Source organism: Oceanobacillus damuensis, assembly GCF_001618145.1.
GTDB classification, from domain to species: Bacteria; Bacillota; Bacilli; order Bacillales; family Amphibacillaceae; genus Oceanobacillus; species Oceanobacillus damuensis.
Window position 1 is genome coordinate 14,529 of record NZ_LQNF01000035.1, and the last position, 22,790, is coordinate 37,318.

Annotated in this window: 18 protein-coding genes and 1 riboswitch; of the genes, 14 read left to right on the forward strand and 4 right to left on the reverse strand. The window is 40.9% G+C overall.

Translation table 11 applies throughout. The features are described 5' to 3' along the window. Window positions 1-2: 2 nt before the first annotated feature. The 3 genes from A4245_RS16535 to A4245_RS16545 form a co-directional block, all read right to left on the reverse strand. Window positions 3-1,463 carry a HAMP domain-containing sensor histidine kinase gene (locus A4245_RS16535; RefSeq protein ID WP_067729940.1) on the reverse strand — a complete coding sequence of 487 codons (1,461 nt, stop codon included), beginning with the start codon at window positions 1,461-1,463 and terminating at the stop codon, window positions 3-5. Further along, the gene (locus tag A4245_RS16540) at window positions 1,460-2,170 is read right to left on the reverse strand and encodes a response regulator transcription factor (RefSeq protein WP_067729942.1); all 711 of its coding nucleotides are present in this window, start codon (window positions 2,168-2,170) and stop codon (window positions 1,460-1,462) included. The genes A4245_RS16535 and A4245_RS16540 overlap by 4 nt, the downstream gene beginning before the upstream one ends. Before the next feature lie 459 nt (window positions 2,171-2,629). Continuing rightward, entirely contained in the window at window positions 2,630-3,529 is a 900-nt protein-coding gene (locus tag A4245_RS16545; protein ID WP_067729944.1) for a hypothetical protein, read from the reverse strand. Between the two features lie 684 nt (window positions 3,530-4,213). On the opposite strand from A4245_RS16545, the gene A4245_RS16550 reads away from it, so the two are divergent. Beyond that, window positions 4,214-5,659, forward strand: a complete 1,446-nt coding sequence (locus A4245_RS16550) for a carbon starvation CstA family protein (RefSeq protein WP_067729947.1) — start codon at window positions 4,214-4,216, stop codon at window positions 5,657-5,659. 284 nt (window positions 5,660-5,943) lie between these two features. Here A4245_RS16550 and A4245_RS16555 read toward each other — a convergent pair whose 3' ends face one another. Next, a complete protein-coding gene (locus tag A4245_RS16555) occupies window positions 5,944-8,049 on the reverse strand; it encodes a helix-turn-helix domain-containing protein (RefSeq protein WP_067729949.1) in 2,106 nt (701 codons plus the stop codon). 341 nt (window positions 8,050-8,390) lie between these two features. Here A4245_RS16555 and A4245_RS16560 point away from each other — a divergent pair, with 341 nt between their 5' ends. From A4245_RS16560 to sdaAA, 13 genes are all read left to right on the forward strand, one after another. Beyond that, a complete protein-coding gene (locus A4245_RS16560) occupies window positions 8,391-9,101 on the forward strand; it encodes a DUF5058 family protein (RefSeq protein WP_067729951.1) in 711 nt (236 codons plus the stop codon). A gap of 21 nt (window positions 9,102-9,122) precedes the next feature. After that, window positions 9,123-9,848, forward strand: a complete 726-nt coding sequence (locus tag A4245_RS16565) for a small-conductance mechanosensitive channel (RefSeq protein ID WP_067729953.1) — start codon at window positions 9,123-9,125, stop codon at window positions 9,846-9,848. A gap of 11 nt (window positions 9,849-9,859) precedes the next feature. After that, window positions 9,860-11,206 (forward strand): amidohydrolase, encoded by a 1,347-nt coding sequence (locus tag A4245_RS16570; protein WP_067729955.1) that lies wholly within the window; start codon window positions 9,860-9,862, stop codon window positions 11,204-11,206. Window positions 11,207-11,738: 532 nt separating this feature from the next. Next, a riboswitch (glycine riboswitch) is annotated at window positions 11,739-11,840 on the forward strand. A 264-nt stretch (window positions 11,841-12,104) separates the two neighbouring features. Beyond that, on the forward strand, window positions 12,105-13,355 hold the full coding sequence (glyA, locus tag A4245_RS16580) for a serine hydroxymethyltransferase (protein WP_067729959.1): 1,251 nt from the start codon (window positions 12,105-12,107) through the stop codon (window positions 13,353-13,355). Between the two features lie 79 nt (window positions 13,356-13,434). Then, window positions 13,435-14,547: a glycine cleavage system aminomethyltransferase GcvT gene (gcvT, locus tag A4245_RS16585; protein WP_067729961.1), complete on the forward strand. Its 1,113-nt coding sequence runs from the start codon at window positions 13,435-13,437 to the stop codon at window positions 14,545-14,547. Between the two features lie 142 nt (window positions 14,548-14,689). Beyond that, entirely contained in the window at window positions 14,690-15,085 is a 396-nt protein-coding gene (gcvH, locus tag A4245_RS16590; protein ID WP_067729963.1) for a glycine cleavage system protein GcvH, read from the forward strand. Between the two features lies 1 nt (window position 15,086). After that, complete coding sequence (gene gcvPA, locus A4245_RS16595; protein WP_067729965.1) at window positions 15,087-16,439, forward strand: aminomethyl-transferring glycine dehydrogenase subunit GcvPA; 1,353 nt, start codon at window positions 15,087-15,089, stop codon at window positions 16,437-16,439. After that, window positions 16,432-17,928, forward strand: a complete 1,497-nt coding sequence (gene gcvPB / locus A4245_RS16600; protein WP_067729967.1) for an aminomethyl-transferring glycine dehydrogenase subunit GcvPB — start codon at window positions 16,432-16,434, stop codon at window positions 17,926-17,928. The genes gcvPA and gcvPB overlap by 8 nt, the downstream gene beginning before the upstream one ends. Window positions 17,929-18,126: 198 nt before the next feature. After that, a complete protein-coding gene (locus A4245_RS16605) occupies window positions 18,127-18,432 on the forward strand; it encodes an iron-sulfur cluster biosynthesis family protein (RefSeq protein ID WP_067729969.1) in 306 nt (101 codons plus the stop codon). Window positions 18,433-18,637: 205 nt separating this feature from the next. Further along, entirely contained in the window at window positions 18,638-20,035 is a 1,398-nt protein-coding gene (gene lpdA, locus A4245_RS16610; RefSeq protein ID WP_067729971.1) for a dihydrolipoyl dehydrogenase, read from the forward strand. A gap of 123 nt (window positions 20,036-20,158) precedes the next feature. Continuing rightward, a complete protein-coding gene (gene purU / locus A4245_RS16615; RefSeq protein WP_234402438.1) occupies window positions 20,159-21,013 on the forward strand; it encodes a formyltetrahydrofolate deformylase in 855 nt (284 codons plus the stop codon). A gap of 99 nt (window positions 21,014-21,112) precedes the next feature. Beyond that, a complete protein-coding gene (gene sdaAB, locus A4245_RS16620; protein WP_067729975.1) occupies window positions 21,113-21,775 on the forward strand; it encodes an L-serine ammonia-lyase, iron-sulfur-dependent subunit beta in 663 nt (220 codons plus the stop codon). Between the two features lie 17 nt (window positions 21,776-21,792). Next, a complete protein-coding gene (gene sdaAA / locus A4245_RS16625) occupies window positions 21,793-22,665 on the forward strand; it encodes an L-serine ammonia-lyase, iron-sulfur-dependent, subunit alpha (RefSeq protein WP_067729977.1) in 873 nt (290 codons plus the stop codon). Window positions 22,666-22,790: the final 125 nt, after the last annotated feature.

Sequence of the window (22,790 nt, forward strand, 5' to 3'; positions counted from 1 at the left end):
GATTATCCCCTTTCTTTTATCCAACAGGCAATTAATGTGCCTTTATTTTCCGTTGACCAAATTTTTATTTTCCCATCATGTTTTTCCATTATTATTTTTGCAATGCTTAATCCTAGACCTGATGTTGCCCCTTTTCCCCGGGAAGTATCATCTTGATAAAACGGTTGAAAAACCTTTTCCAGTTGAGTATGCTTAATGCCTTTTCCTTCGTTCTGAATAAGAATCACAGTTCCATCTTCTCTCCATGCATTCACCTCATCTGTGAACGCTGGAAACACCCAATTCGGTAATGGCTTTCTCGATGAAATGGCGGCCAGCCAAATACGATGATGATTTGGAGTATACCGAATGCTGTTATCCATTAAGTTATCGACGAGCCGAATCATTTGCTTCGGATCAAGCTTGTAGGAATTTCTTACGTGCAGTTCGGTGGTTAGTTCGATATCTTTTTTGATGCATGGCTCTTCATAACCTGAAAATAACATTTCAAAAAATTCATTCCCGTTTACTTGTACGGTATGAAGTGTATTATCTGTTGCCTGGAGTGCGGTAAATACCGACAAATCATCAATCATCTGCTTCATATGTTCCAGCTTGTCATGGATAATCATTTGGTATTCTTCTCGTTCTTTCTTCGATAAATGATGACTTTCCAAAGCTTCTGTGTATGTACGAATAACGGTTAATGGTGTTTTTAAATCATGAGAAAGGGAGGCAACCATATATTCCTTCTCCTGCTGCTGCTTGGCAAGAGCATCTCTCGTCTCTGCTATTTGTGCTTTCATTTGCTCGAAATGGGTGATGACCACTCCGATTTCATCCTTTGACCGAACCAGTTCTTGCTTCGGTTTCTTACCTGCCGCAAATGCTTTCATATGCTCTTGCAGCTGATACAAAGGCCGATTCAACTTACGGTTTATAGAAAGCATTACCATCGAATAGAGACCAATAAAAAAGATGCCCAACAGGATAAACATGAATGTCGTACGTTGATTGGATGTCTCTACCCATGCTTTTCTGCCTGAAGTGATTTCATATAGACCAACCAGCCGATTCGTGTCATCAAATACTAGCTTTTTTAGCGAATAGGTCCGTGGTTTTTTCTGATATTCGTTTAAATTCTGAAATAGATTCTCTTGATTCACTTGAAAAATATGAGCTTCCCCAGGTGTACTCATCGTAGAAAATAACTGGACGCCATCATAACGATATAAATCTATTTTGAGATTGTCATCAGCCAAACGTTGCAATCGCTCATAGTTTTCTTCAGGCTGAATGTCATATAAAGATACGTCCTTCAGCTCGCTTTCTAATTCTGTGACTAACGCTTGAAAATCAAGATACTCCTTTAAATCCTGTTCTTGATCATAGGCACTTAGACTAATGTAGAGTATATAAATAGCGGCAATCGGCAACAGCATAACAAGCAGATAACTGATCATAAGCCAATTTTTAATCTTCATCCCAATTGTTCTCCGATAAATCGATATCCGACTCCCCAAACGGTCTGGATAAACTTCGCTTGCTTCCCGGTGTCCTCGAGCTTTGTGCGGAGGCTTTTAATATGTACTGTTACTGTGTTGTTGCCATCTATGTTCATCACTTGCCATATATGCTCATAAATTTTCGCTTTGTCAAACGTGATAAATGGATTCTTCGCAAGTAAAAATAAGATTTCCCGCTCTTTAGCTGTCAGAAATAGAAGCTTCTCATCTAAAAATACAGCTTCATTTAAAAAATCAATAGCCAATTCATGTTTATAATGAAAGATTTGCTCATTATAATGCTTCTTTGTATAGCGTTGATATCTTCTCAGATGAGAATGTACCCGAGCAGTCAGCTCCTTTAGGCTAAATGGCTTTGTCAGATAATCATCTGCCCCAAGACCCAAACCAAGTATCTTGCTTTCATCCTCATTTTTAGCACTGACAATTAATATTGGTACGTCACTTTCTAACCGGATTTTTTCACATAATGCAAAACCGTCCATCTCAGGCATCATAAGATCCACAAGTACCAAGGAATAATCATCCGCTTTAAAATCTTCCCATCCCTCTACTCCCGTCGATGCCCAGGTCACTTGAAATCCGTCACGATCTAAGTGGTCTTTCATAATTCGGGCAATTTCATAATCATCTTCCACGATAAGAATTTTTTCTTTTTCAACCATAGGTCCCCCTCTTCCCTAACCCTAGTATAGTTTATCAAATCCTTGTCCTGTTAAAAGTTTATTTTTAGTTAATAATTTGGTTATTGGTATGAGCAATCAGTCCTTAATCTCATGTTGTGGATGATAAAAAAACCTTTTGTATGTTTATCTTTGGAATAATAAAAAATAAAACGGCTTTATTCTGTTGGCGCAATGCCATTTTCGAGCACTTGCATAATTCGTTCAAAAGCTGATGCCTGACCCTCACTGCTTTTGTTAGTCTACAGGGGGGAGGACCGCCAAGCTAATTGGTGCAGATGTATTTAGGTCAGTGTGCTTGTTCGCCTGATTGTCTGTCCCCCGAGAGGTTGAAAGCACCCAAAATCATTTCAAAGGAAAAAGGCCCAGTATGTAATTACTGAACCCTTTTGATTAGTTGTTTATTTTATGTGCGTGACACCCAGGCATTATGCTTCTGCCTTATTCGTATGCTTCAACAATACCTAACTGCGTGTCTGCATCATAATAGATGTTGTCTTTGTCAGTAATTTGATAACCAATAATTTTGTGCGATTTAATGTTTGCTGCCGGTTCTGGATATACCGTTTCATTGGAATCCCCTATGAAATCTCCATTCATTAAGGTGTTGTATTCAGAAATAGATTCCACTTGTATTATTCCGTTTTCGAATTCCATTAAGATATCAAAACTGATATCTTTAACGGGAATTTCTGAATCGTTATGGATCTCATATGCATACTCTACTCCGCCAGATGTATCAATATGATCATTAGGCGTAATTATTACAGTAAAATCTTCAATGCTGAATGGAATTTGGTCCGAAATATCCCACATGCCATAATCGCTGTAATCAATAGTTTCCAACTGTAAATCAACATCATAATAAATACCTTTTGCATCTAATAACTGATAGGAAACAACTTCATAGGATGTGATCAATGATGCCGGTTCTGGATAGACTGTTTCCGTAGAATCACCAACAGTTTCTCCATCCATTATGGTTGTATAGATGCGTACGGTTTCCATCATTTTTTGTCCATCTTCAAACTCCAGTTTCACGTCAGCGGTGAATTCCTGAACAGGAATCGATGAATTATTTTGAACCGTAAATGAATATTCAACTCCACCAGCTGTATCAATGTTCCCGTTAGGAGTGATTTCAACAACAAAATCTTCTGCAGCAAAAGGAACTTCTGGTTCTTCATTTTCCTCTACCTCAACTGCTGCTTCTATTACTTCACTGCCACTTGTTTCTGCTTCAGTATCCGCAGTATCTGTATTGTCACTTGTTGAACCGCATGCACTAATAATTAGTACAGCTATCATACCAGTGATTATCATATTAATTCTTTTTATCAAACGAATTGCCCCCTGCACCTAGTAAAATATACTCACTTAACTAGTATAGTCTGTTTTCTTGGTGGCGTACAGAGGTAAATTTGGTCGGTTTTTACAGAGACGATAATAATGAAGCGGAGGTGTTGTGGTCAGTTTCAACCCACATGTACTTAGTGTCCTTTGTAGCAAGGGCGATTTTTCTCGATCAGACAAATGCTTTTCCAGGGGGAAGGAATATTTCGTCAGTATTTGCATTTTTAGTAAGAAAAATGTTTTTTTCAAGGGGTTGGCTGCACGCAGAAATCACCTGCATAAAAAATGGTAGTTTTTATGCTTTATAAACTAAATGGTAGCCGTTGGGTTTATTGCTGGAGACTATACTAGTGTAATATATTTCTATTGTGATGTTGTGCGTTTTTAATCCACTATGATGATGAAAAGGCGACAATGCGTAAAAAGAGACTTTTTGGAATGGATGAATTTAACGACTTAAAATGTAATATATCGCATAGTTGTTTCGCGATTTCAAAGTGATCCTAATTACTATCATGATTGTTATTAATAAATAATTGATTATACAACTTGATGTAACAATGAAACAGCTGGATTAGAAATTATAAGAAAATTTTCATTAAATGTATTGATTTTTATAAAAACATTGTGTAATATATTGCGTATTAGTTAAAAGAAAAAGGGGTTGCAGCAATGATAACATTCATAGGGTCTATCTTATTCTTAATTGTTGGTTATATCATATATAGTAAGGTTGTTGAACGAATTTTTGGTATTGACGATAAACAGAAGACACCTGCTTATTCAAAACAAGACGGTTTAGACTTTGTACCGATGAAATGGTGGAAAGGGAGTTTGATCCAGCTATTGAACATTGCTGGAACGGGGCCGGTTTTTGGTGCCATATTAGGTGCGCTATACGGACCTGTCGCATTTATTTGGATTGTTGTTGGCTGTATCTTTGCCGGAGCTGTCCATGATTATTTCTCTGGCATGATGTCACTCAGGCATGGTGGGGCACAATTTCCAACACTAGTAGGAAAATATTTAGGGAAATATGCGAAGTTTTTAATTACTATAGTTTCCATTTTCTTGATGATTTTAGTGGCGGCAGCATTTACCGCGGCACCTGCCCAATTGGTTTCTTCCATAACACCACTTAGTTTTACGGCATGCTTGCTATTGGTTTTTGTTTATTTATTGGTTTCTGCAATACTTCCAGTTGATAAAATTATTGGGAAGCTTTATCCGTTTTTCGGTGCGATTCTGATTTTTATGGCGGTATCCATTGGGATCGGGATGTTCTTTTTCGAAAACCCAATACCTAATTTAACACTAAGTAACCTGCATCCTGGGGAGATGCCGATATGGCCGTTATTGATGGTTACGATTTCCTGTGGTGCGATATCTGGATTTCATTCCACACAAAGTCCAATCATTGCACGGACATTGAAAAAGGAAAGTGAAGGAAGGAAAGTATTTTACGGTGCGATGGTTGTTGAGGGTGTTATCGCATTAGTATGGGCTGCAGCGGGTATGACATTCTTTGGCAATACTTTAGGTCTTCAGGAAGCACTGGCTGTAGGTGGCCCTGGTGGAGTTGTAAGTGAAATAAGTATCTCTACCCTTGGCGCATTCGGTGGAATCCTGGCAATCCTGGGAATCATCGTTCTTCCAATTACGACAGGTGATACGGCACTCCGATCATCAAGAATGATGCTTGCAGATTTATTAACACAAATTACGAAAAAGGATTTGAAAAAGAAAGGGACACTTGCTTTACTTATCATTCCTGTAGCAGTGCCAGTGCTGTTTCTTTCGATGATTGATTATAATTTCCTGTGGCGCTATGTTGGTTGGACAAACCAGGTTGTTGCGACGGTGATGCTGTGGACAGGTGCGATGTATTTGTTGAAAAATAACAAGTTCCACTGGATTTGCAGTATACCAGCATTATTCATGACAGCAGTTGTTTCCAGCTACGTCTTTTACGCGCCAGAAGGATTTAATATGGATTATAACATTTCGATGATCCTCGGATCCATCCTTTGGGCTGTTGTAGCAATTTGGTTCGTAAGCAGGTTGGTTATACAGAAAAAAGTGAAGGATAGTGAAGTTCCCGTTAGCCGCGCTTCGTAAGGTGCCTGTCACTCCCCGAATTTTGTCGAATGAAAAAGCTATCAATTTTGGTGCATTATTAATGCAGACAAAATTGATAGCTTTTTATTACACTTAATTTTACGTAACCTTCACTTGGGTCGCATTGATATGCTTCCCTATTTAATACTTCCCCTTTTAGTCATTATTCTTCATTAACTAAATTAACGCTTTTGCTTCGAATTATTTAACAAGCAAACAATACTCCAAAAACATCCAAGTAGACATGCCGACAGTCCAACTTCCAGCTATAGACACCACCTCAACTACCCTGTAATCAGCTGTGATCTTTTCAAATGGCATGCTAGTTGGATTTTCAGTGCATCTTGGCTATTATTCAAATCAACATCGAGCAGTTCTTCAATTGTCTGTAGTCGCTGGTAAAATGTATTGATATGAATATGAAGCAGCTTTGCTGTCTTTCCTGGTGACCGGTTTGTTTCCATATACGTAAACAGCGTATTCTCCAATTCCTTATGCCGACTATTCTCTGTTGATAGAGGTGACAACGTTTCCTGGATAAATTGTTCAATGTCCCCTGTTGGCTGATTAAGAAATAAACGGTTCAGGCCGATATCTTCATATAATATCACTTCAAGACTATTGTAGTTGGTCAAATAGGAAATGATTTTATTTGCTTCGTCATAAGATTTACCTATATATTCGAGACCTTGATAAACACTGCTGATCCCACCGCGAAATATAGTGCCATCTTTATTTTCCTCTTGAACACGAATTTGGTTCAAATGGGCTTTTAATTGATAGACTTCCTCTCTATTGGATGGGGATAGAAGCAGGTTGATTTTATTATAAAATCCGTACACCAATTTAACTTGATCACCTAATTCCCTGCGAAGCCGGGAAGCTAGCTGATGCACATATATGTCCAGATATTGGAAATCTGTTCTTTCCTTAGAAATTTCCAGTACTGCGACCACCCAGTACCCATATATATCCAGATTTAGTTCCTTGCCATATTCAAGTACTTGATCTTTTTCATCACAGGTAAGTAATTTATTGAATTGCTCATATACTCTGCGATGATAGATTTTTGTTGTCGTCTGACGGTTAACCAATTCCAAAGCTAAAACTGTAGCCCCCTGTTCAAGCGTAATTTGGTCGAATTCCGAAATGGACCTATGGAGGGAAACGATGAGACAACCTACAAATATTTGCCCATTATATATTGGATAAAGGTAGTAGCTTTCTTCATGATCTGTAACCACGTAAAAAACTCTGCGCCGTTCCTTGCAAAGTGTTTTGATTTCAAACTCGCTAAAATTAACCAGGTCATCCTCTCTCGGCGAATAAAATTCATTTTCCAATCCATTAAAAAATACAAAGTCCATATCAATCATTTTTTGTAAACCATCCACCAATACATGAATACCTTTATTTTGGAGGGAAAGCATAATGAGCGTATCGTGGACCTCCTGCCGCTTTTGCAATTGAATATTTCTCTTTTTCAATTGTGCACTTAAGTCGGTAATTTGCTGCAGGCGATTGATTGTTTCCGAATGATATTGGGCATTTTCAATCGCTATTGCAGCCTGCCTGGCAAAAGCTTCAAGCAGCGTAATATCCTCTTCGCCAAGGTGCTTCTTCATTTTCCACTGGTGGATAATCATGACGCCAATTCGTTTATCATCGATGGAAACCGGCACACAGATGGCTCCATCAACAAACCCAGATGATTGAATAATGTTGGTGAGGTTTTTTGATGAAACGTTGAATGAATGCATAGCCGCAATTAATTCATCATGAGAGTTGTAAAGTCTGCTTTTCCCGTCTTCAAATACTTTCCCCGTGATTGATTCACCAACTTTTGTTTCAAATTGGTAAATTTCATCATTAAATCCAACAGGGGCTTTTGGTATCAGTTTTTGTTTTTTCGAGTCATAAAGCATCAAGTAACCAGCATCAGCAGCTGGTATTACATTCAATGCATGGCGAATGATCTGTTTTAATACATGATCGAGATCAAGACTGGAAGAAATTGAATGCATACTTTCTATAATCGTCTTTTGCTCTTGTTTCTTCGCACTTAAAAATTCCTCCAGTATAGTAGAATATAAACTATAATATAAGTGTTCCATTACAGATTCATCCACTGCCTCTAACTTCTCTGCTATACGCAGGACGAGTCCCTTATTTCCCGAGTAATAAAAGTGAAGTTCCGTATGAGCAGCACCTTTCTTCACATAATAGTTTGCTGTGTATGGGTCACACATTGGAGAAATTTCTTGTTCTCTCCCTGCAAATCTTTCTAGTATTTCAGCCTTTCCTCCCACCCCATTATATTTCCAAATCTGGTATCCAACTTCACCAAACTCCTTCTCTATATAACGAGTAATATAATCTGTAAGACTCATAACTTTTCTTCCCTTCAATGTATATTCATCTATAAAAATCATAGAAAGTATGTATGAACACACGTTGTAACCGCTTTCTATCTTAGTGTATACTAAAGTTAATTATTTGAAAAGTCTGTTGAATGACTAAGCAATAGCATAAGCGTCCCGTATAGCAACGTACAAACTAGAGACGAAACAATGAGATAAAGGTAACGTGACGAACAAAGAGAGTCGATGTCGGCTTATTGTAGTGGAGGAGTGTGAAGCTTGTACGTTGCTAGGCGCAGGAGCTGGAAAAGAAACTTCCAGGATGGAGAATCTTTTGAAGAAAATTTCTAAATCACAAAGGGGAGAAACAAATGCAGCAGGTAATGGAACTTGCGAACAGCAATATCATGTGGCTGGTTGCCTCAATAGTTATTTGTATCGTTATTTTTCAGAGTATTAAATTCATTCAACTCGCTTCAAAAACAGGGATCGAGCAGGGGATGAGCAAAAAAGAGGTAAATAGCGCTTTAAAAACTGGGGCAATCGCAGCTATTGGACCTTCCGTCGCAATTGTAATTGTAGCTATTTCGCTAATCGCCTTTCTTGGAAACCCACTTACATTACTTCGGATTGGCGTTATCGGTTCTGCGCCTATTGAATCTGTTGGGGCAAGTTTTGCAGCAGAAGCATCCGGAGCAACTCTCGGGGGAGCAGGCTACGACCAAATGGTATTCACTGCCATTGTCTGGACCCTATGTATTGGGGGGATGGGCTGGCTCTTATTTACCGCTCTATTCACCAAGTCTCTTGGCAATACGGAAAAGAAACTAACTAGCAAAGGTGAAAAAAGCAAGAAAACGATGGGTATCATTTCAACTGCTGCGATTATTGCTGCCTTTGGCAACCTCGTTAGTGCTCAAATAATACAAGGACTTGCTCCGTTCGTTGTGGCTGTTGCTGCTGGTGCCACAATGGTTATTGCAACCAAGCTATCAGAGAAGCCAAAACTCTCCTGGTTACGCGAATGGTCACTCGGTCTATCTATTCTAATAAGTTTATGCTTTGGCTACTTTTTCATCTAAAACAAAGGGGGGCATTTCTATATGAGCGTTGAACAAGTACGTGAATTCAACTCAGAACAGATCAGTGAAGAAACATTTGACAAGAATACTTCCATGGACGAATTCCATACAAAAGCACATTTTTGGGGACGACTAACAACCTGGGCTGTTATAGCCTTAACCGTGTTTCTGCCCATTTATCTTTCATTTGGTCTCGGCTACCACCCGGGATGGATAGTCATTTTAAATGCACTTGCAGCTTATGCGGGTGTCATTGCGGTTGTTTGGGTACTGGAGCCGATCATGTATTTTCCTATTCTAGGTGTTTCCGGAACATATATTTCTTTCCTGACTGGAAACATCAGTAATATGTGCCTTCCTTCTGCAGCGGCCGCTCAAAATGCAGTAGGTGCTGAACCAGGAACAGAAAAGGGAGAGCTAACTGCTACACTTGGGATAGGTGCAGCATCACTTGTAAATAAGGTAATTCTTATTCCTATTATCATCGGAGGTTCTGTCGTAATAGCCAACATACCCCAGCAGCTTGAAGGGATATTTCCGCTCGTCTTACCAGCCATCTTTGGGGCAGTACTGTTACAATTTGCTATGAAAAAACCGACATACGGTGGTATCGCTTTAGTAATCGGGCTTGTTGTCAATTTAATTTCGATGCCTGTTTACTTAAGGAATCTAATTTGCATTGTACTTGTTGTCTTGATTTGTATACAACTAGAGAAAATGAAAGAGAAAAAGCAGACACAACAATAGGAGGATAAATAATGAGTAAAGCAACTATTCTTGAATGGTTCGAGGAAAATAAAAATACGTACACGAAGATGGCCCAGGATATCTGGGATCACCCACAGACAGCCTATGAAGAAGAATATGCGAGCGGGTTGCAGCAGAAAGCACTAGAGGCTGAAGGATTTACAATTAAACAGCCAATTGGCGGAATTGAAACAGCATTTGTAGCTGAATATGGACAAGGTAAACCTATCATTGGTATCCTTGGTGAATTTGACGCTCTGCCTGGCCTTTCCCAAACAGCGACACCTACGAAAGAAGAAGTTAATGCAGGCGGCCCAGGCCATGGCTGTGGTCACAACTTACTCGGAACAGCAGGAGTAGAGGCTGTCGTTTCATTGAAGAATAAAATGGAAAAGGACGGGCTCGCTGGCACTATTCGTTATTACGGATGCCCAGCTGAAGAGGTTCTAAACGGTAAAACCCATATGGCAAAAGCAGGCGTGTTCTATGATCTTGATACTGCACTAACATGGCATCCAATGACGAGTAATGCTCCAATAAATAGAAGCATGCAGTCAATGGTATCCATCAAATTTCACTTTAAAGGAAAACCCGCTCATGCCGCCGCTTCACCTGAAGCAGGTAGAAGTGCACTCGACAGTGTTGAAATGATGAATATCGGAGTCAACTATTTACGTGAGCATGTTCCAGATGGTACGCGCATGCATTACACGATTACGGATGGTGGGTTAGCTCCGAATATCGTTCCCGAGTCTGCAACGGTTTGGTATTTCTTAAGAGCAGGTTCAAAGGAAGAAGTAGAAGGAATCCTGCACAGGGTTAAAAATATTGCAAAAGGTGCTGCACTGATGAATGAAACAGAAGTTGATTCAGAAATCCTTGCCTTCTGCTATGATACGTTACCAAATGACGCGTTAAATGAATTAATGTACCATAATATGCTTGAAAGCGTACCACTTGAGTATACAGACGAGGAGCAGGTGTTTGTGGAAAGTTTGGCAAAATCATTACCATCAGCTGGAAAATCTTTTGAAGAACTGATACCTACTTCCGTTTCCTTCCATCCGTATCAACCCGGAGTTTCTATACCCGGTTCAACTGATGTCGGTGATGTGAGCTGGATTACCCCAACAGGCATGGTTACGACAACCTGTGCACCAGTCGGTACAGCATTGCACTCTTGGCAAGCAACGGCTTCATTTGGAACTGAAATTGGATATAAAGGAATGCATTTGGCAGCCAGTACAATGGCACTTACTGCATATGATTTGCTTAACAATACAGATCAGATTCTTGATAAAGCAAAGGAAGAATTCGATAAACTTCGTGACGGGAAAGAGTATCAAGCAGGAATTTAAAAGGGGATGGGGTTCGCCCAGGGGACAGAGGGAGTTGCATGTACCTTGTTCCTCTCAATAATAGCTATAATCCCTAAAGAACATGTAAATAAATCAATAGAAGCGGATATTACGAATCATTCGAAGAGAGGGAGCTTACTTCTTAAAGCTGCTGCAAAAAAGGCGAATGTTGACAAGAATCTGATTTCCTACTATTATTAAAAATAGATAAAATATTTACTATAAAGTAGTATGAGGATCCGTCTTAACCTTGTAGGAGGAAGCGCCCAAAAGGGCCAATCTCACGGGCTAAAGGACAGAGGTAATCGAAATGTCTGTTTTACCCTGGCCTTTTTGTAGAGACGGTTAATTTTACCCTTGAGTTGTAAGCGCTTTTAGAATTTTGATTAAGTTGGCAGTAAGCCTCCTAAGAGGAGAATTCAAGTTCTCTCAAGAATTATAGGTTAGGATGGCCAGTCAAAATCTGAATTTGTTCTCGTGACATTGTTATCATTTATTTTTTCCGAAAATGACTAAAACTCAATATGAGCGGATGATTGTTGTGGGAGAGTGCGAAGAATGAGCCACCGAAGGAGCAAGTTCCAAAAATACCCTTGGAACCAATCTCTCAGGTAGATAAAACCACAACAGGACGCAACTCTGGAGAGCGCATACCATATGCCACCAAAGGGGAAGACTCTTTCATGAAGAGTTAAACTCTCAGGTAAAAAGGACAGAGAAGGGATGAGAACGTTAGATACCCTTTTCTGTCCTTTTTTGTGTGCAAATTTTACATAGCTTTTGCCACGGAAAAGTTCCTGTTACGAAAGGAGTATCCGTGTTTCTCAGTAAGCTCTAATTTAATTTATGTTGAGTTTTAGCCAAAAAAATTGCACGTAATTTAAAGGAGGAGTAAAAAATGGGTTTACAGCAAAATGATTCGACGATTTTTAATGCAATTGAGAAAGAACAGCAGCGCCAGCACCAAACACTGGAGTTGATTGCCTCGGAAAACTTTGTCAGTGATGATGTATTAGAAGCAATGGGAAGTGTCATGACAAATAAATACGCAGAAGGCTATCCAGGAAAGCGCTATTATGGTGGTTGTGAGTTTGTCGATGTTGCAGAAAATACAGCAATCGAACGCCTGAAGGAGCTTTTTGGAGCCAACTATGCCAACGTACAGCCACACTCAGGTGCACAAGCAAACTTGGCCGTTTTTTACGCCTTGCTTCAGCCTGGTGATAAAGTGATGGGAATGAACCTTTCCCATGGGGGACACTTAACGCATGGAAGCCCTGTCAGCATTTCAGGGAAATGGTTTGACATCGTGTCGTATGGCGTAAGAGAAGACACCCAAATGATTGACTATGATGAGCTGGAGGATATTGCAAAAAAAGAGAAGCCAAAATTGATTATTGCGGGGGCAAGTGCCTATACAAGAACAATTGACTTTGAACGCTTCAGAAAAATTGCAGACCAGGTTGGCGCGAAATTCATGGTGGATATGGCTCATATCGCTGGACTTGTTGCAGCAGGTGTTCATCCATCCCCAATTCCTTATGCAGATGTAGTGACAAGCACGACACATAAAACACTGAGAGGTCCACGTGGCGGTATCATTTTAACCAATGATGAAGCGCTGGCCAAAGCGGTAAATAAAGCGATTTTCCCAGGAATTCAGGGTGGACCGTTGATGCATATCATTGCAGCTAAAGCGGTGGCATTCAATGAAGCATTGCAGCCAAGCTTTAAGGAGTATGCACAGCAAATCATTGCAAATGCTAAAGCCCTTGGCGACGTTTTAAAGGAAGAAGGCGCAACACTTGTGTCTGGCGGGACGGACAATCACATTGTTCTTTTGGATGTACGCCCATGGAACTTAACAGGGAAAGAAGCAGAGAACTTGCTGGAAGAAGCAGGAATTACCGTCAATAAAAACACCATACCATATGATCCGGAAAGCCCGTTTGTTACAAGCGGAATCCGCATCGGAACAGCGGCCCTGACGACAAGAGGCATGAAAGAGGAAGAAATGGTGAAAATCGGAAAAGTAATCGCTTCCGTTCTGAAGAGCAATGGGGATAAAGCGGTTCTTGAAAGTCCAAAAGAAACAACAAAGGAAATTTGCGGGAACTATCCAATATTTCAAAAGCCGGTAAATGTATAAGCAGGGATCTCGGAAGTTAGAGTCATTTTCACAGAGAAGGTTCAAGTTCGAAAAGAAATCGAAAGCAGGGGTGTAAAAGATGAGTACAGAAACAGGGTTAAAGCGTACACCGCTTTTTGAAGTATATAAAAATGATGGTGCAAAGGTCATCGATTTTGGAGGATGGGAGCTTCCGGTACAGTTTTCAGGCATTATGGAAGAGCATGAGGCAGTACGGCAGGAAGCAGGTCTTTTCGATGTTTCCCATATGGGAGAGGTGCTTGTTGAAGGAAAGGATGCAGTGAGCTTTATCAATTCCCTCTTGACCAATGACATAACAAAGATTGAGATTAACCAATGTCAATATACGGCAATGTGTTATCCGGACGGTGGCACCATTGATGATCTGCTTGTCTATAAGTTAGCTGATGAAAAGTTTCTGCTGGTGGTTAACGCTGCAAATATTGAAAAAGATTACAATTGGCTGGAGGAGCACGTGAAAGGGGAGGTAACCTTAACGAATATTTCGGATGATGTTGCACTCCTTGCTCTCCAAGGACCAAAGGCAGAGAAAATTTTACAAAAGATAACAGATATCGATTTAAGCGAAATAACTCCTTTCCGCTTTGCCCAGCATGTCAACCTGGATGGGATTAAAGATGTTCTTGTATCCCGCACAGGTTACACAGGGGAGGATGGCTTCGAACTTTATTTAGCTCCTGACGAGGCAATAGCACTTTGGGAGAAGCTGTTTCAAGTGGGAAAAGAGGATGGCTTAAAACCATGTGGACTTGGGGCGCGAGATACGCTCCGCCTGGAAGCACGTCTTGCCCTTTATGGCCAAGAGCTTACAAAAGAAATCAGCCCGCTTGAAGCTGGAATCGGATTTGCCGTCAAAACGAACAAAGAGAGTGATTTTATCGGAAAATCAAGCCTTGCCCAACAAAGAGAAGCAGGGGTCAAGCGGAAATTAGCTGGGGTGGAAGTGACAGGAAAAGGCATTCCGCGTCACGGCTATAAAGTGTTCTCCGAGGATGACGAGGAAATTGGATTTATTACATCCGGAACGCGTTCACCGTCCTTAAAGAAAAATCTCGGCCTTGCTATTATAGCAACGGAACACACGAAAGCGGGAACACCGGTAAAAGTGGAAGTCCGGAGTAAAAAGATTGACGCTGTTGTTGTGAAAACACCTTTTTATAAAAGGGGATAAAGTAAACGAGACACCGTGAAGGCGCTGGCCAATAAGCCGCAGCGTAAACATTTTTTAAAATAGGGATTTAGTGAACTGACACTGCAAATGCTAAATCCCCTTTAAGTAACAGATAAATAGATATGGAAGGGAATTAAATACGATGACAAATACAACAAAAAGCTTACTATACAGCAAGGAACATGAATGGGTTTTACGATTAGACGGAAATCGCGTCCGGATAGGAATCTCTGATTTTGCCCAAAAGGAGCTGGGTGATATCGTCTTTGTTGAAAATCCGGAAGTGGATGATGAAGTAACTGCAAATGAATTAATGGGATCGGTGGAGTCGGTTAAAGCTGTTTCTGAGCTCTACACACCTGTATCAGGCACAGTTGTTCTTGTGAACGAAGAGTTGGAGGATGCTCCTGAAACGATTAATGAAGCACCATATGATGGAGGCTGGTTAGTAGAGGTGGAATTATCTAACCCCGAGGAGCTGGAATCCTTGTTGAATGAGGAAGAATATCAAGCATTTATTAATGAAGGAGAGGAATAACATGACCAATACTTATAGGTATCTTCCAGATACAGAGCAAGATCAAAAGGAAATGCTGGAATTTTTGAATGTCTCTACTATAGAAGACTTATTTGCAGACATTCCATCGGGTATTCGATTGAAAGGGGAGCTGGACATTCCGGAAGCTGACCCGGAACCTGTTCTGATAAAAAAATTAAATAAACTGTCCGCCCGTAATCTAAATGCGAACGAATATTCAACGTTTCTTGGTGCAGGTACGTATGACCATTACATTCCAAGTGTTGTGGATCATATGATTTCACGTTCTGAATTTTATACAGCATATACACCGTATCAGCCGGAAATCAGTCAAGGGGAGCTGCAAGGCTTGTATGAATTCCAAACAATGGTTTGTGAACTGACTGGAATGGATGTAGCCAACTCGTCGATGTATGACGGTTTTACATCCCTAGCGGAAGCTGCCTCCCTTGCCGCGGCTTCAAAGAGACGATCAAAAGTCCTTGTGTCAAGAGGGGTACACCCTGAATCACGTTCCATTTTAAATACCGTTGCAAAAGGTCAAGGCTATGCAGTGGAAGAGGTAAGTCTGGATGTAGATATTACGGATTTAGAGCAATTAAAATCACAAATAGATAAAGACACTGCAGCAGTTATTGTTCAATATCCAAACTTCTTCGGGTCTATTGAAGATCTAGCGGAAATTAATGCATACGCTAAGGAACATGGAGCATTGTTTATCGTAAGCGCCAATCCGCTGGCACTGGCATTATTGCAGTCGCCTGGAAAGCTGGGTGCCGATATGGTTGTCGGTGATATGCAGCCACTTGGAATACCAATGGCCTTTGGTGGCCCGCATTGCGGATATTTTTCCGTAAGTAAAAAATTTATGCGCAAAATACCTGGACGAATTGTCGGGGAAACAAATGATGATCAAGGCAATCGCGGATTTGTATTAACATTACAAGCACGGGAACAGCATATTCGCCGTGATAAAGCAACATCAAATATTTGTTCCAACCAGGCGTTAAATGCCCTCGCTTCTTCCATTAGCATGTCAGCACTTGGAAAACAAGGAATCCGTCAAATGGCACAGCAGAACTTTGAAAAAGCTGATTATATGGCAAATCTCCTTCAAGGAAAAGGCTTTACAGTCTTGAATAAATCAGCATTCTTTAATGAATTTGTTGTTGAACTTCCGTTTCCGGTAAAAGAAGTTAACAAAAGATTGCTTGAATCAGGCTTTATTGGCGGCTATGACTTAGGGGAAACGTATGGCAATGATAAACAGATGCTTATCGCAGTAACGGAGCAACGAACAAAAGAAGAGATTGATAAATTTGCAGAAATTTTGGAGGCGGTTGTAAATGGTTGAATATAATGATCTAATTTTTGAAATCAGTCGTCCAGGCCGTTCGGGGTACAGCCTTCCGAAGAGTGACGTTGAAAGTGTTGATTTACAGGGGAAATTACCAAAGCATCTGATCCGGGATGAGAATGAGGCTGCAGAGCTTCCAGAGGTTTCTGAACTTCAGCTTGTTCGCCATTATACAGCTCTATCAAATAAAAATCATGGAATAGATAATGGCTTTTATCCATTAGGGTCCTGCACAATGAAATATAATCCAAAAATAAACGAGGATATCGCACGTCTTCCGGGATTTAGCCGTATACATCCATATCAGTCACCGGAAACTGCGCAAGGGGCACTGGAGCTTCTATATAATCTACAAGAAGAGTTGGCGGTTATCACTGGTATGGACGCGATTTCGCTGCAGCCTTCTGCAGGAGCCCAAGGGGAATGGACCGGGTTAATGATGGTGAAAGCCTACCATGAGAAGAACGGTGAGAACAGGAAAAAGGTGCTTGTCCCTGATTCCGCACATGGAACTAATCCTGCAAGTGCTTCTGTTGCTGGGTTTGAAACAACGACGATTCCTTCTGACAAGGATGGGCTAGTTGATTTGGAAGCATTAAAGCAGCTGGTAAATAGTGATACAGCAGCATTAATGTTAACAAACCCGAATACACTTGGACTTTTCGAAACGGAAATTGAAGAAATTGCGCAAGTTGTTCATGAAGCTGGCGGCCTATTATATTATGATGGTGCAAATGCAAACGCCATCTTAGGCAAAACGACACCAGGGGCAATGGGATTTGACATCGTGCATTTAAATCTCCATAAGACATTCACTACGCCACATGGCGGTGGAGGTCCCGGAGCTGGCCCAGTGGGTGTAAAAGCGAATCTAATTCCGTATTTACCAGTGCCGCGTATCGAAAAAGATGGAGAAGACTATGTATTGAACTCTGACTATCCATTATCAATCGGCCGTGTGAAAGGATATCATGGAAACTTCGGTATTCTTGTCCGTGCTTACACTTATATTCGTACAATGGGACCTGAAGGATTAAGACAAGTATCTGAAGGGGCAGTACTTCATGCAAATTACCTCCGTAAAAAACTGGAGGAACACTTTGACTCACCGTATACACAGCTTTGCAAGCATGAGTTTGTGTTGTCGGGATCCAGACAGAAGAAACTTGGAGTTCGTACACTTGATATGGCAAAACGTCTGCTTGATTTCGGGTACCATCCGCCAACTATCTACTTCCCGCTAAATGTCGAGGAAGGTTTAATGATAGAGCCGACCGAAACAGAATCAAAAGAAACGATGGATGCATTTGCAGAGGCAATGATACAAATTGCCAAGGAAGTGGAAGAAGATCCGGAAATGGTTTTAAATGCTCCACATACAACAATTGTCGGCAGATTGGATGAAGTTCAGGCAGCAAGAAAACCAGTCGTACGTTATACAAAAGAGAAGGATGCAGAGCGGGAAAAAGAGACTGTTAAAGCTTAATCTATATTTTCCATTGGTTGGCAGAAAATCCACCAATGGCTTGCCTAAACCCTAGTGGATAGGTGGAAGCTTAATAGAGGGAGAGTTCTGTGATTACAAGGGGAAAGATGGGAAAAGAAGCCAATTGTTTCTTTTCCCATTATGTTAAAGTACGGGAACTAAGGTGATATCAGAACAAGGCAGAAGGGGGTAAGTTAATTGGTTATTACATTAACAGAGCCAGCACTGGATAAGTTGAAAACAACAAAAATAAAGGAACAGCAATACCCTCGGATTGATGCTGAGGTAGCTGGCGGCTGCGGCATGTCAATGAAATTTAAGCTTGTTTTCGATGAATTGCGCCCAAATGATTCTGTGATTGAATATGATGGAATTCAAATACGTTTAGACCGTTTTACGAAGCGTTATTTAGATGAAGAAACACAAATTGATTATAACGTTGAAGAGGGATTTCTTGTTGGGGAAAGCTTCGCATCAAGTGCATGTGCAATTGAAATAGATTAAGAGGTTTATGGAGACAGTTATTGTCGGGTGTGCTCTGGTCTCTCATTCTTTATCACATGCATAACTGAGAATGATAGGCAGCCAGTCAGTAAACCCTTGATTCGTTTAGGAGGGGTTTCCTTGTCGGTAAGGGGTGAGAGCTCCCTGCTGATTTTATGTTTCACTTAATTTTAAAGTATTTCAAATGAAAGAGGAGAGGTTTCCTATGAAAGAGGAATATGATGTTGTTATCATTGGGGGCGGGCCAGGAGGCTATGTTACAGCTATTCGTGCAACTCAATTAGGTTTGAAAACAGCACTAGTCGAAAAAGAAAAATTGGGTGGAACATGTCTTCATGCTGGTTGTATTCCAAGTAAAGCATTATTAAGAAGTGCTGAAATATATGCAAACACAAAAAATAGCGAAAAGTATGGGGTCATTGCCCCTGAAGTTGGACTTGATTTTTCAAAAGTTCAATCCAGGAAAGAAGATATCGTGACTCAATTATTAAAAGGCATTCAACATCTGATGAAAAAAGGAAAAATCGATGTCTATGAGGGGACAGGAAGTATTACTGAATCAAGGGATGTAACAGTCAAAAAGAATAATGAAGAGCAGCATCTATTACATTCTAAAAATATTATCCTTGCTACTGGTTCCCGTCCGAAAACACTGCCAGGCCTTGAAGTAGATGGGGAGTATGTATTAACTTCAGAAGAAGCTCTTGAATTGGAAGAGCTTCCAGAGTCTATCATCATTGTTGGCGGGGGTGTTATTGGAATAGAATGGGCATCCATGCTAGTTGATTTTGGCTTACAAGTAACCGTGATTGAGTATGCAGATCGGATTCTTCCGACAGAGGATAAAGATGTTTCAAAGGAAGTACAACGATTAATGAAGAAAAAAGGCGTTAAAATTGTGACAGGGGCAAAGGTGCTTCCTGAAACATTAGAGAAGGGCAATGGTGTTTCGATTAAGGCAGAACGTAAAGGGAAAGAAACACTATTTTCCGCAGATAAATTATTCGTATCTGTCGGTCGATTACCGAACACGGAAGGACTCGGTCTTGCAAATACAGAAATTGAAGTTGACCGCGGTTCTGTTCAAACAAATGAATACTACCAAACAAATGAACGTAACATTTATGCGATCGGCGATGTAATAGGCGGTCTGCAGCTTGCCCATGTTGCTTCACATGAAGGTATCGTCGCAATTGAACATATAGCTGGTGCCAATCCTGTATTACTTGATTACACGATAATTCCGAGGTGCATCTATAGTAATCCGGAAGTAGCGAGTGTGGGGCTTACAGAAGATGAAGCAAAAGAGAAAGGGTATCAAGTGAAAGTAGGTAAATTCCCGTTTCGTGCGATAGGAAAGGCTCTCGTTTTTGGTGAATCGGATGGTTTTGTCAAACTGGTTGTTGAAGAAGGGTCAAATAAGCTGCTAGGGGCGCACATGATTGGCCCGCACGTTACCGATATGATTACAGAAGCAGGGTTATCCCAAGTATTAAGCGCAACATCCATGGATATTGCCCATAACATTCACCCACATCCAACATTATCCGAAGCAGTTGGTGAAGCAGCGTTAGCGGTAGAAGGCATGGCTATCCATGCTTAGAATCTATCAGTATATATTTAATAGTGTTTCCTGAAGGTAAGAATCGGGAAATGCTTAAGTATATGATCCATGATAGTTAAAGCAGAGAATAAGCAGAATTTAACATGGAGGAAGAGCATTCATATGGAAAATGTGAACCGTGCAACATTATTAGTTACCTGTCCAGAAAAGCCAGGTATCATCTCAACTGTAACTAATTTCTTATCAGAACACAAAGCTAATATTATAGATATTGACCAATATACAACAGATCCACAAGCAGGTATATTTTTCATGAGGATTGAGTTTAATGTGGAAACCCACAGACTTGAAAAACTCAAACAGGACCTGCACGTGCTCGCGGAAGATTACGCGATGGAGTGGTCGTTGAGCAGCAACCAAAAAAGAAAGCGTATGGCCATCTTTGCCACAAAAGCGGATCATTGCCTTTTGGAGCTTATATGGAGATGGAAAACGAATGAAATTCCAGTTGAAATACCTTTAGTCATCAGTAATCATCCAGACTTAAAAGAGGTCGTTGAGAGTTATGGGATCCCATACTATCATATTCCATTGACGAAGGATACAAAGGAGGATGCTGAACGGAAAGCATTGGAATTATTGGAAGGGAAAGTGGACTTTATTGTTCTGGCCCGCTACATGCAAATCCTTTCCCCGAATTTTATTTCCAAGTACCCTAATAAAATCATAAATATCCATCACTCCTTCTTGCCGGCCTTTATCGGTGCAAATCCTTACGTAAGGGCATTTAATCGAGGAGTTAAATTAATTGGTGCAACAGCGCATTATGTAACGAATGATCTTGATGAAGGGCCAATTATTGAGCAGGATGTGCAGCGGATTAATCATCAATATACAGCAGAGGATCTAAAGGTTGCTGGACGTCATGTGGAGAGAAGCGTTCTTGCCCAGGCTGTTTCTTGGCATGTGGAAGACAAAGTCCTTGTTCACGGCAATAAAACTATTGTATTTGCCTGACGCAATTTGATATGTGATAGCTGCTTCTCTTTTTAATAACTATCCACCTTCTGTTCCATTGTTTGTGGCAAAAATTTACGACAAGGCGGTGATTTAAATATGAAATATAATTCAGTATTCGATATTATCGGCCCGGTAATGATTGGGCCATCAAGCTCCCATACAGCAGGGGCAGCAAGAATTGGGAAAGCCGCAAGAAACCTTTTGGGCAGTGAACCAAGCTGGGCGAAAATCCATCTGTATGAGTCCTTTGCTAAAACATATAAAGGGCATGGGACAGACTTTGCCCTCGCTGGAGGATTACTCGGCTTTGAAACAGATGATTCTAGAATGAGTACAGCACTTGAACTGGCAAAAGAACGTGGATTGGAAATCGAATTTATAGAAGATACAAGCGCAGTAAGCCACCCAAACACTGCTCGTTTAAGTATTGGCCATGAGGAAAACCAGATTGAGTTAGTAGGAATATCGATTGGTGGCGGGAAAGTCGAAATCACCGAATTAAATGGCTTTGAACTGCGTTTGTCCGGGAATCATCCGGCAATCCTTGTTACCCATAATGATCGATTCGGTGCCATTGCTTCCATTACTTCTGTTCTGGCCAAACACAAAATAAATATTGGGCATATGGAAGTAAACCGGAAAGATCTTGGGAAGGAAGCATTAATGGTCATCGAAACAGACCAAAATGTGGAAGAAGCTGTATTGCAAGAGCTAACAAATGCCCAAAATATCATCAACGTTTCGACGATTGTTAGTTAAAGAGGAGGTATCATCCTATGTTTCGAACAGCAGCAGAATTAGTGGAGATAGCAGAAAAGGAAAACATATTGATTTCAGAAGTGATGATTCGTCAAGAAATGGAAGTTAAAGAAAAAACAAGAGAAGAAGTATTCTCTGAAATGGAAAAAAATTTGGAAGTGATGGAAAAGGCAATTGAAGAAAGCTTGAAGGGTGTGGAGTCTGTAACCGGTCTGACCGGTGGGGACGCTGTAAAAATTCAAGACTATATGAAAGAAAAAACGCCTTTATCTGGTCACATACTTTTAGATGCAGCAAGTAAGGCGATGGGAACAAATGAAGTGAATGCAGCCATGGGTACCATTTGTGCCACTCCAACAGCGGGCAGTGCAGGAGTTGTTCCAGGAACATTGTTCGCAGTGAAAAATCAGCTTAACCCGACACGTGAGCAAATGATACGCTATTTGTTTACATCAGGTGCTTTTGGTTTTGTAGTCGCCAACAATGCTTTTATCTCTGGTGCCGCAGGAGGTTGTCAGGCAGAGGTAGGATCAGCAGGTGCGATGGCTTCCGCTGCCATCGTGGAAATGGCTGGAGGAACGCCTCAAGCATCTGCAGAAGCATTTGCGATGACATTAAAAAATATGCTTGGACTTGTTTGTGATCCAGTAGCAGGACTTGTCGAAGTTCCGTGTGTCAAACGTAATGCGGGAGGCTCATCCCTTGCGATTGTATCTGCAGACATGGCACTCGCTGGAGTTACAAGCCGAATTCCTTGTGATGAAGTGATTGGTGCGATGTACCGTATTGGTAAAGCGATGCCATCTTCTTTGAGAGAAACAGGTGAAGGTGGCTTGGCTGATACACCTACAGGCCGACTATTGAAGGAAAAATTGTTTGGTTTGGCATAGGGATGGATACAGAGTGGTCCACGGGGACAGGAACCACGGTCCATTTCAGCCAATTTACAGGTCCTGGTCCACGGGGACAGGAATGATGTGACCCCCAAAAGTTAGAGTTTGATTTAAGCAGTTAA

What these genes read in the sequence shown, in the direction of transcription:
- A4245_RS16535 (WP_067729940.1), bottom strand. Translation starts at nt 1,463, where the DNA reads ATGAAGATTAAAAATTGGCTTATGATCAGTTATCTGCTTGTTATGCTG.
- A4245_RS16540 (WP_067729942.1), bottom strand. Translation starts at nt 2,170, where the DNA reads ATGGTTGAAAAAGAAAAAATTCTTATCGTGGAAGATGATTATGAAATT.
- A4245_RS16550 (WP_067729947.1), top strand. Translation starts at nt 4,214, where the DNA reads ATGATAACATTCATAGGGTCTATCTTATTCTTAATTGTTGGTTATATC.
- A4245_RS16555 (WP_067729949.1), bottom strand. Translation starts at nt 8,049, where the DNA reads ATGAGTCTTACAGATTATATTACTCGTTATATAGAGAAGGAGTTTGGT.
- A4245_RS16560 (WP_067729951.1), top strand. Translation starts at nt 8,391, where the DNA reads ATGCAGCAGGTAATGGAACTTGCGAACAGCAATATCATGTGGCTGGTT.
- A4245_RS16565 (WP_067729953.1), top strand. Translation starts at nt 9,123, where the DNA reads ATGAGCGTTGAACAAGTACGTGAATTCAACTCAGAACAGATCAGTGAA.
- A4245_RS16570 (WP_067729955.1), top strand. Translation starts at nt 9,860, where the DNA reads ATGAGTAAAGCAACTATTCTTGAATGGTTCGAGGAAAATAAAAATACG.
- glyA (WP_067729959.1), top strand. Translation starts at nt 12,105, where the DNA reads ATGGGTTTACAGCAAAATGATTCGACGATTTTTAATGCAATTGAGAAA.
- gcvT (WP_067729961.1), top strand. Translation starts at nt 13,435, where the DNA reads ATGAGTACAGAAACAGGGTTAAAGCGTACACCGCTTTTTGAAGTATAT.
- gcvH (WP_067729963.1), top strand. Translation starts at nt 14,690, where the DNA reads ATGACAAATACAACAAAAAGCTTACTATACAGCAAGGAACATGAATGG.
- gcvPA (WP_067729965.1), top strand. Translation starts at nt 15,087, where the DNA reads ATGACCAATACTTATAGGTATCTTCCAGATACAGAGCAAGATCAAAAG.
- gcvPB (WP_067729967.1), top strand. Translation starts at nt 16,432, where the DNA reads ATGGTTGAATATAATGATCTAATTTTTGAAATCAGTCGTCCAGGCCGT.
- lpdA (WP_067729971.1), top strand. Translation starts at nt 18,638, where the DNA reads ATGAAAGAGGAATATGATGTTGTTATCATTGGGGGCGGGCCAGGAGGC.
- purU (WP_234402438.1), top strand. Translation starts at nt 20,159, where the DNA reads ATGGAAAATGTGAACCGTGCAACATTATTAGTTACCTGTCCAGAAAAG.
- sdaAB (WP_067729975.1), top strand. Translation starts at nt 21,113, where the DNA reads ATGAAATATAATTCAGTATTCGATATTATCGGCCCGGTAATGATTGGG.
- sdaAA (WP_067729977.1), top strand. Translation starts at nt 21,793, where the DNA reads ATGTTTCGAACAGCAGCAGAATTAGTGGAGATAGCAGAAAAGGAAAAC.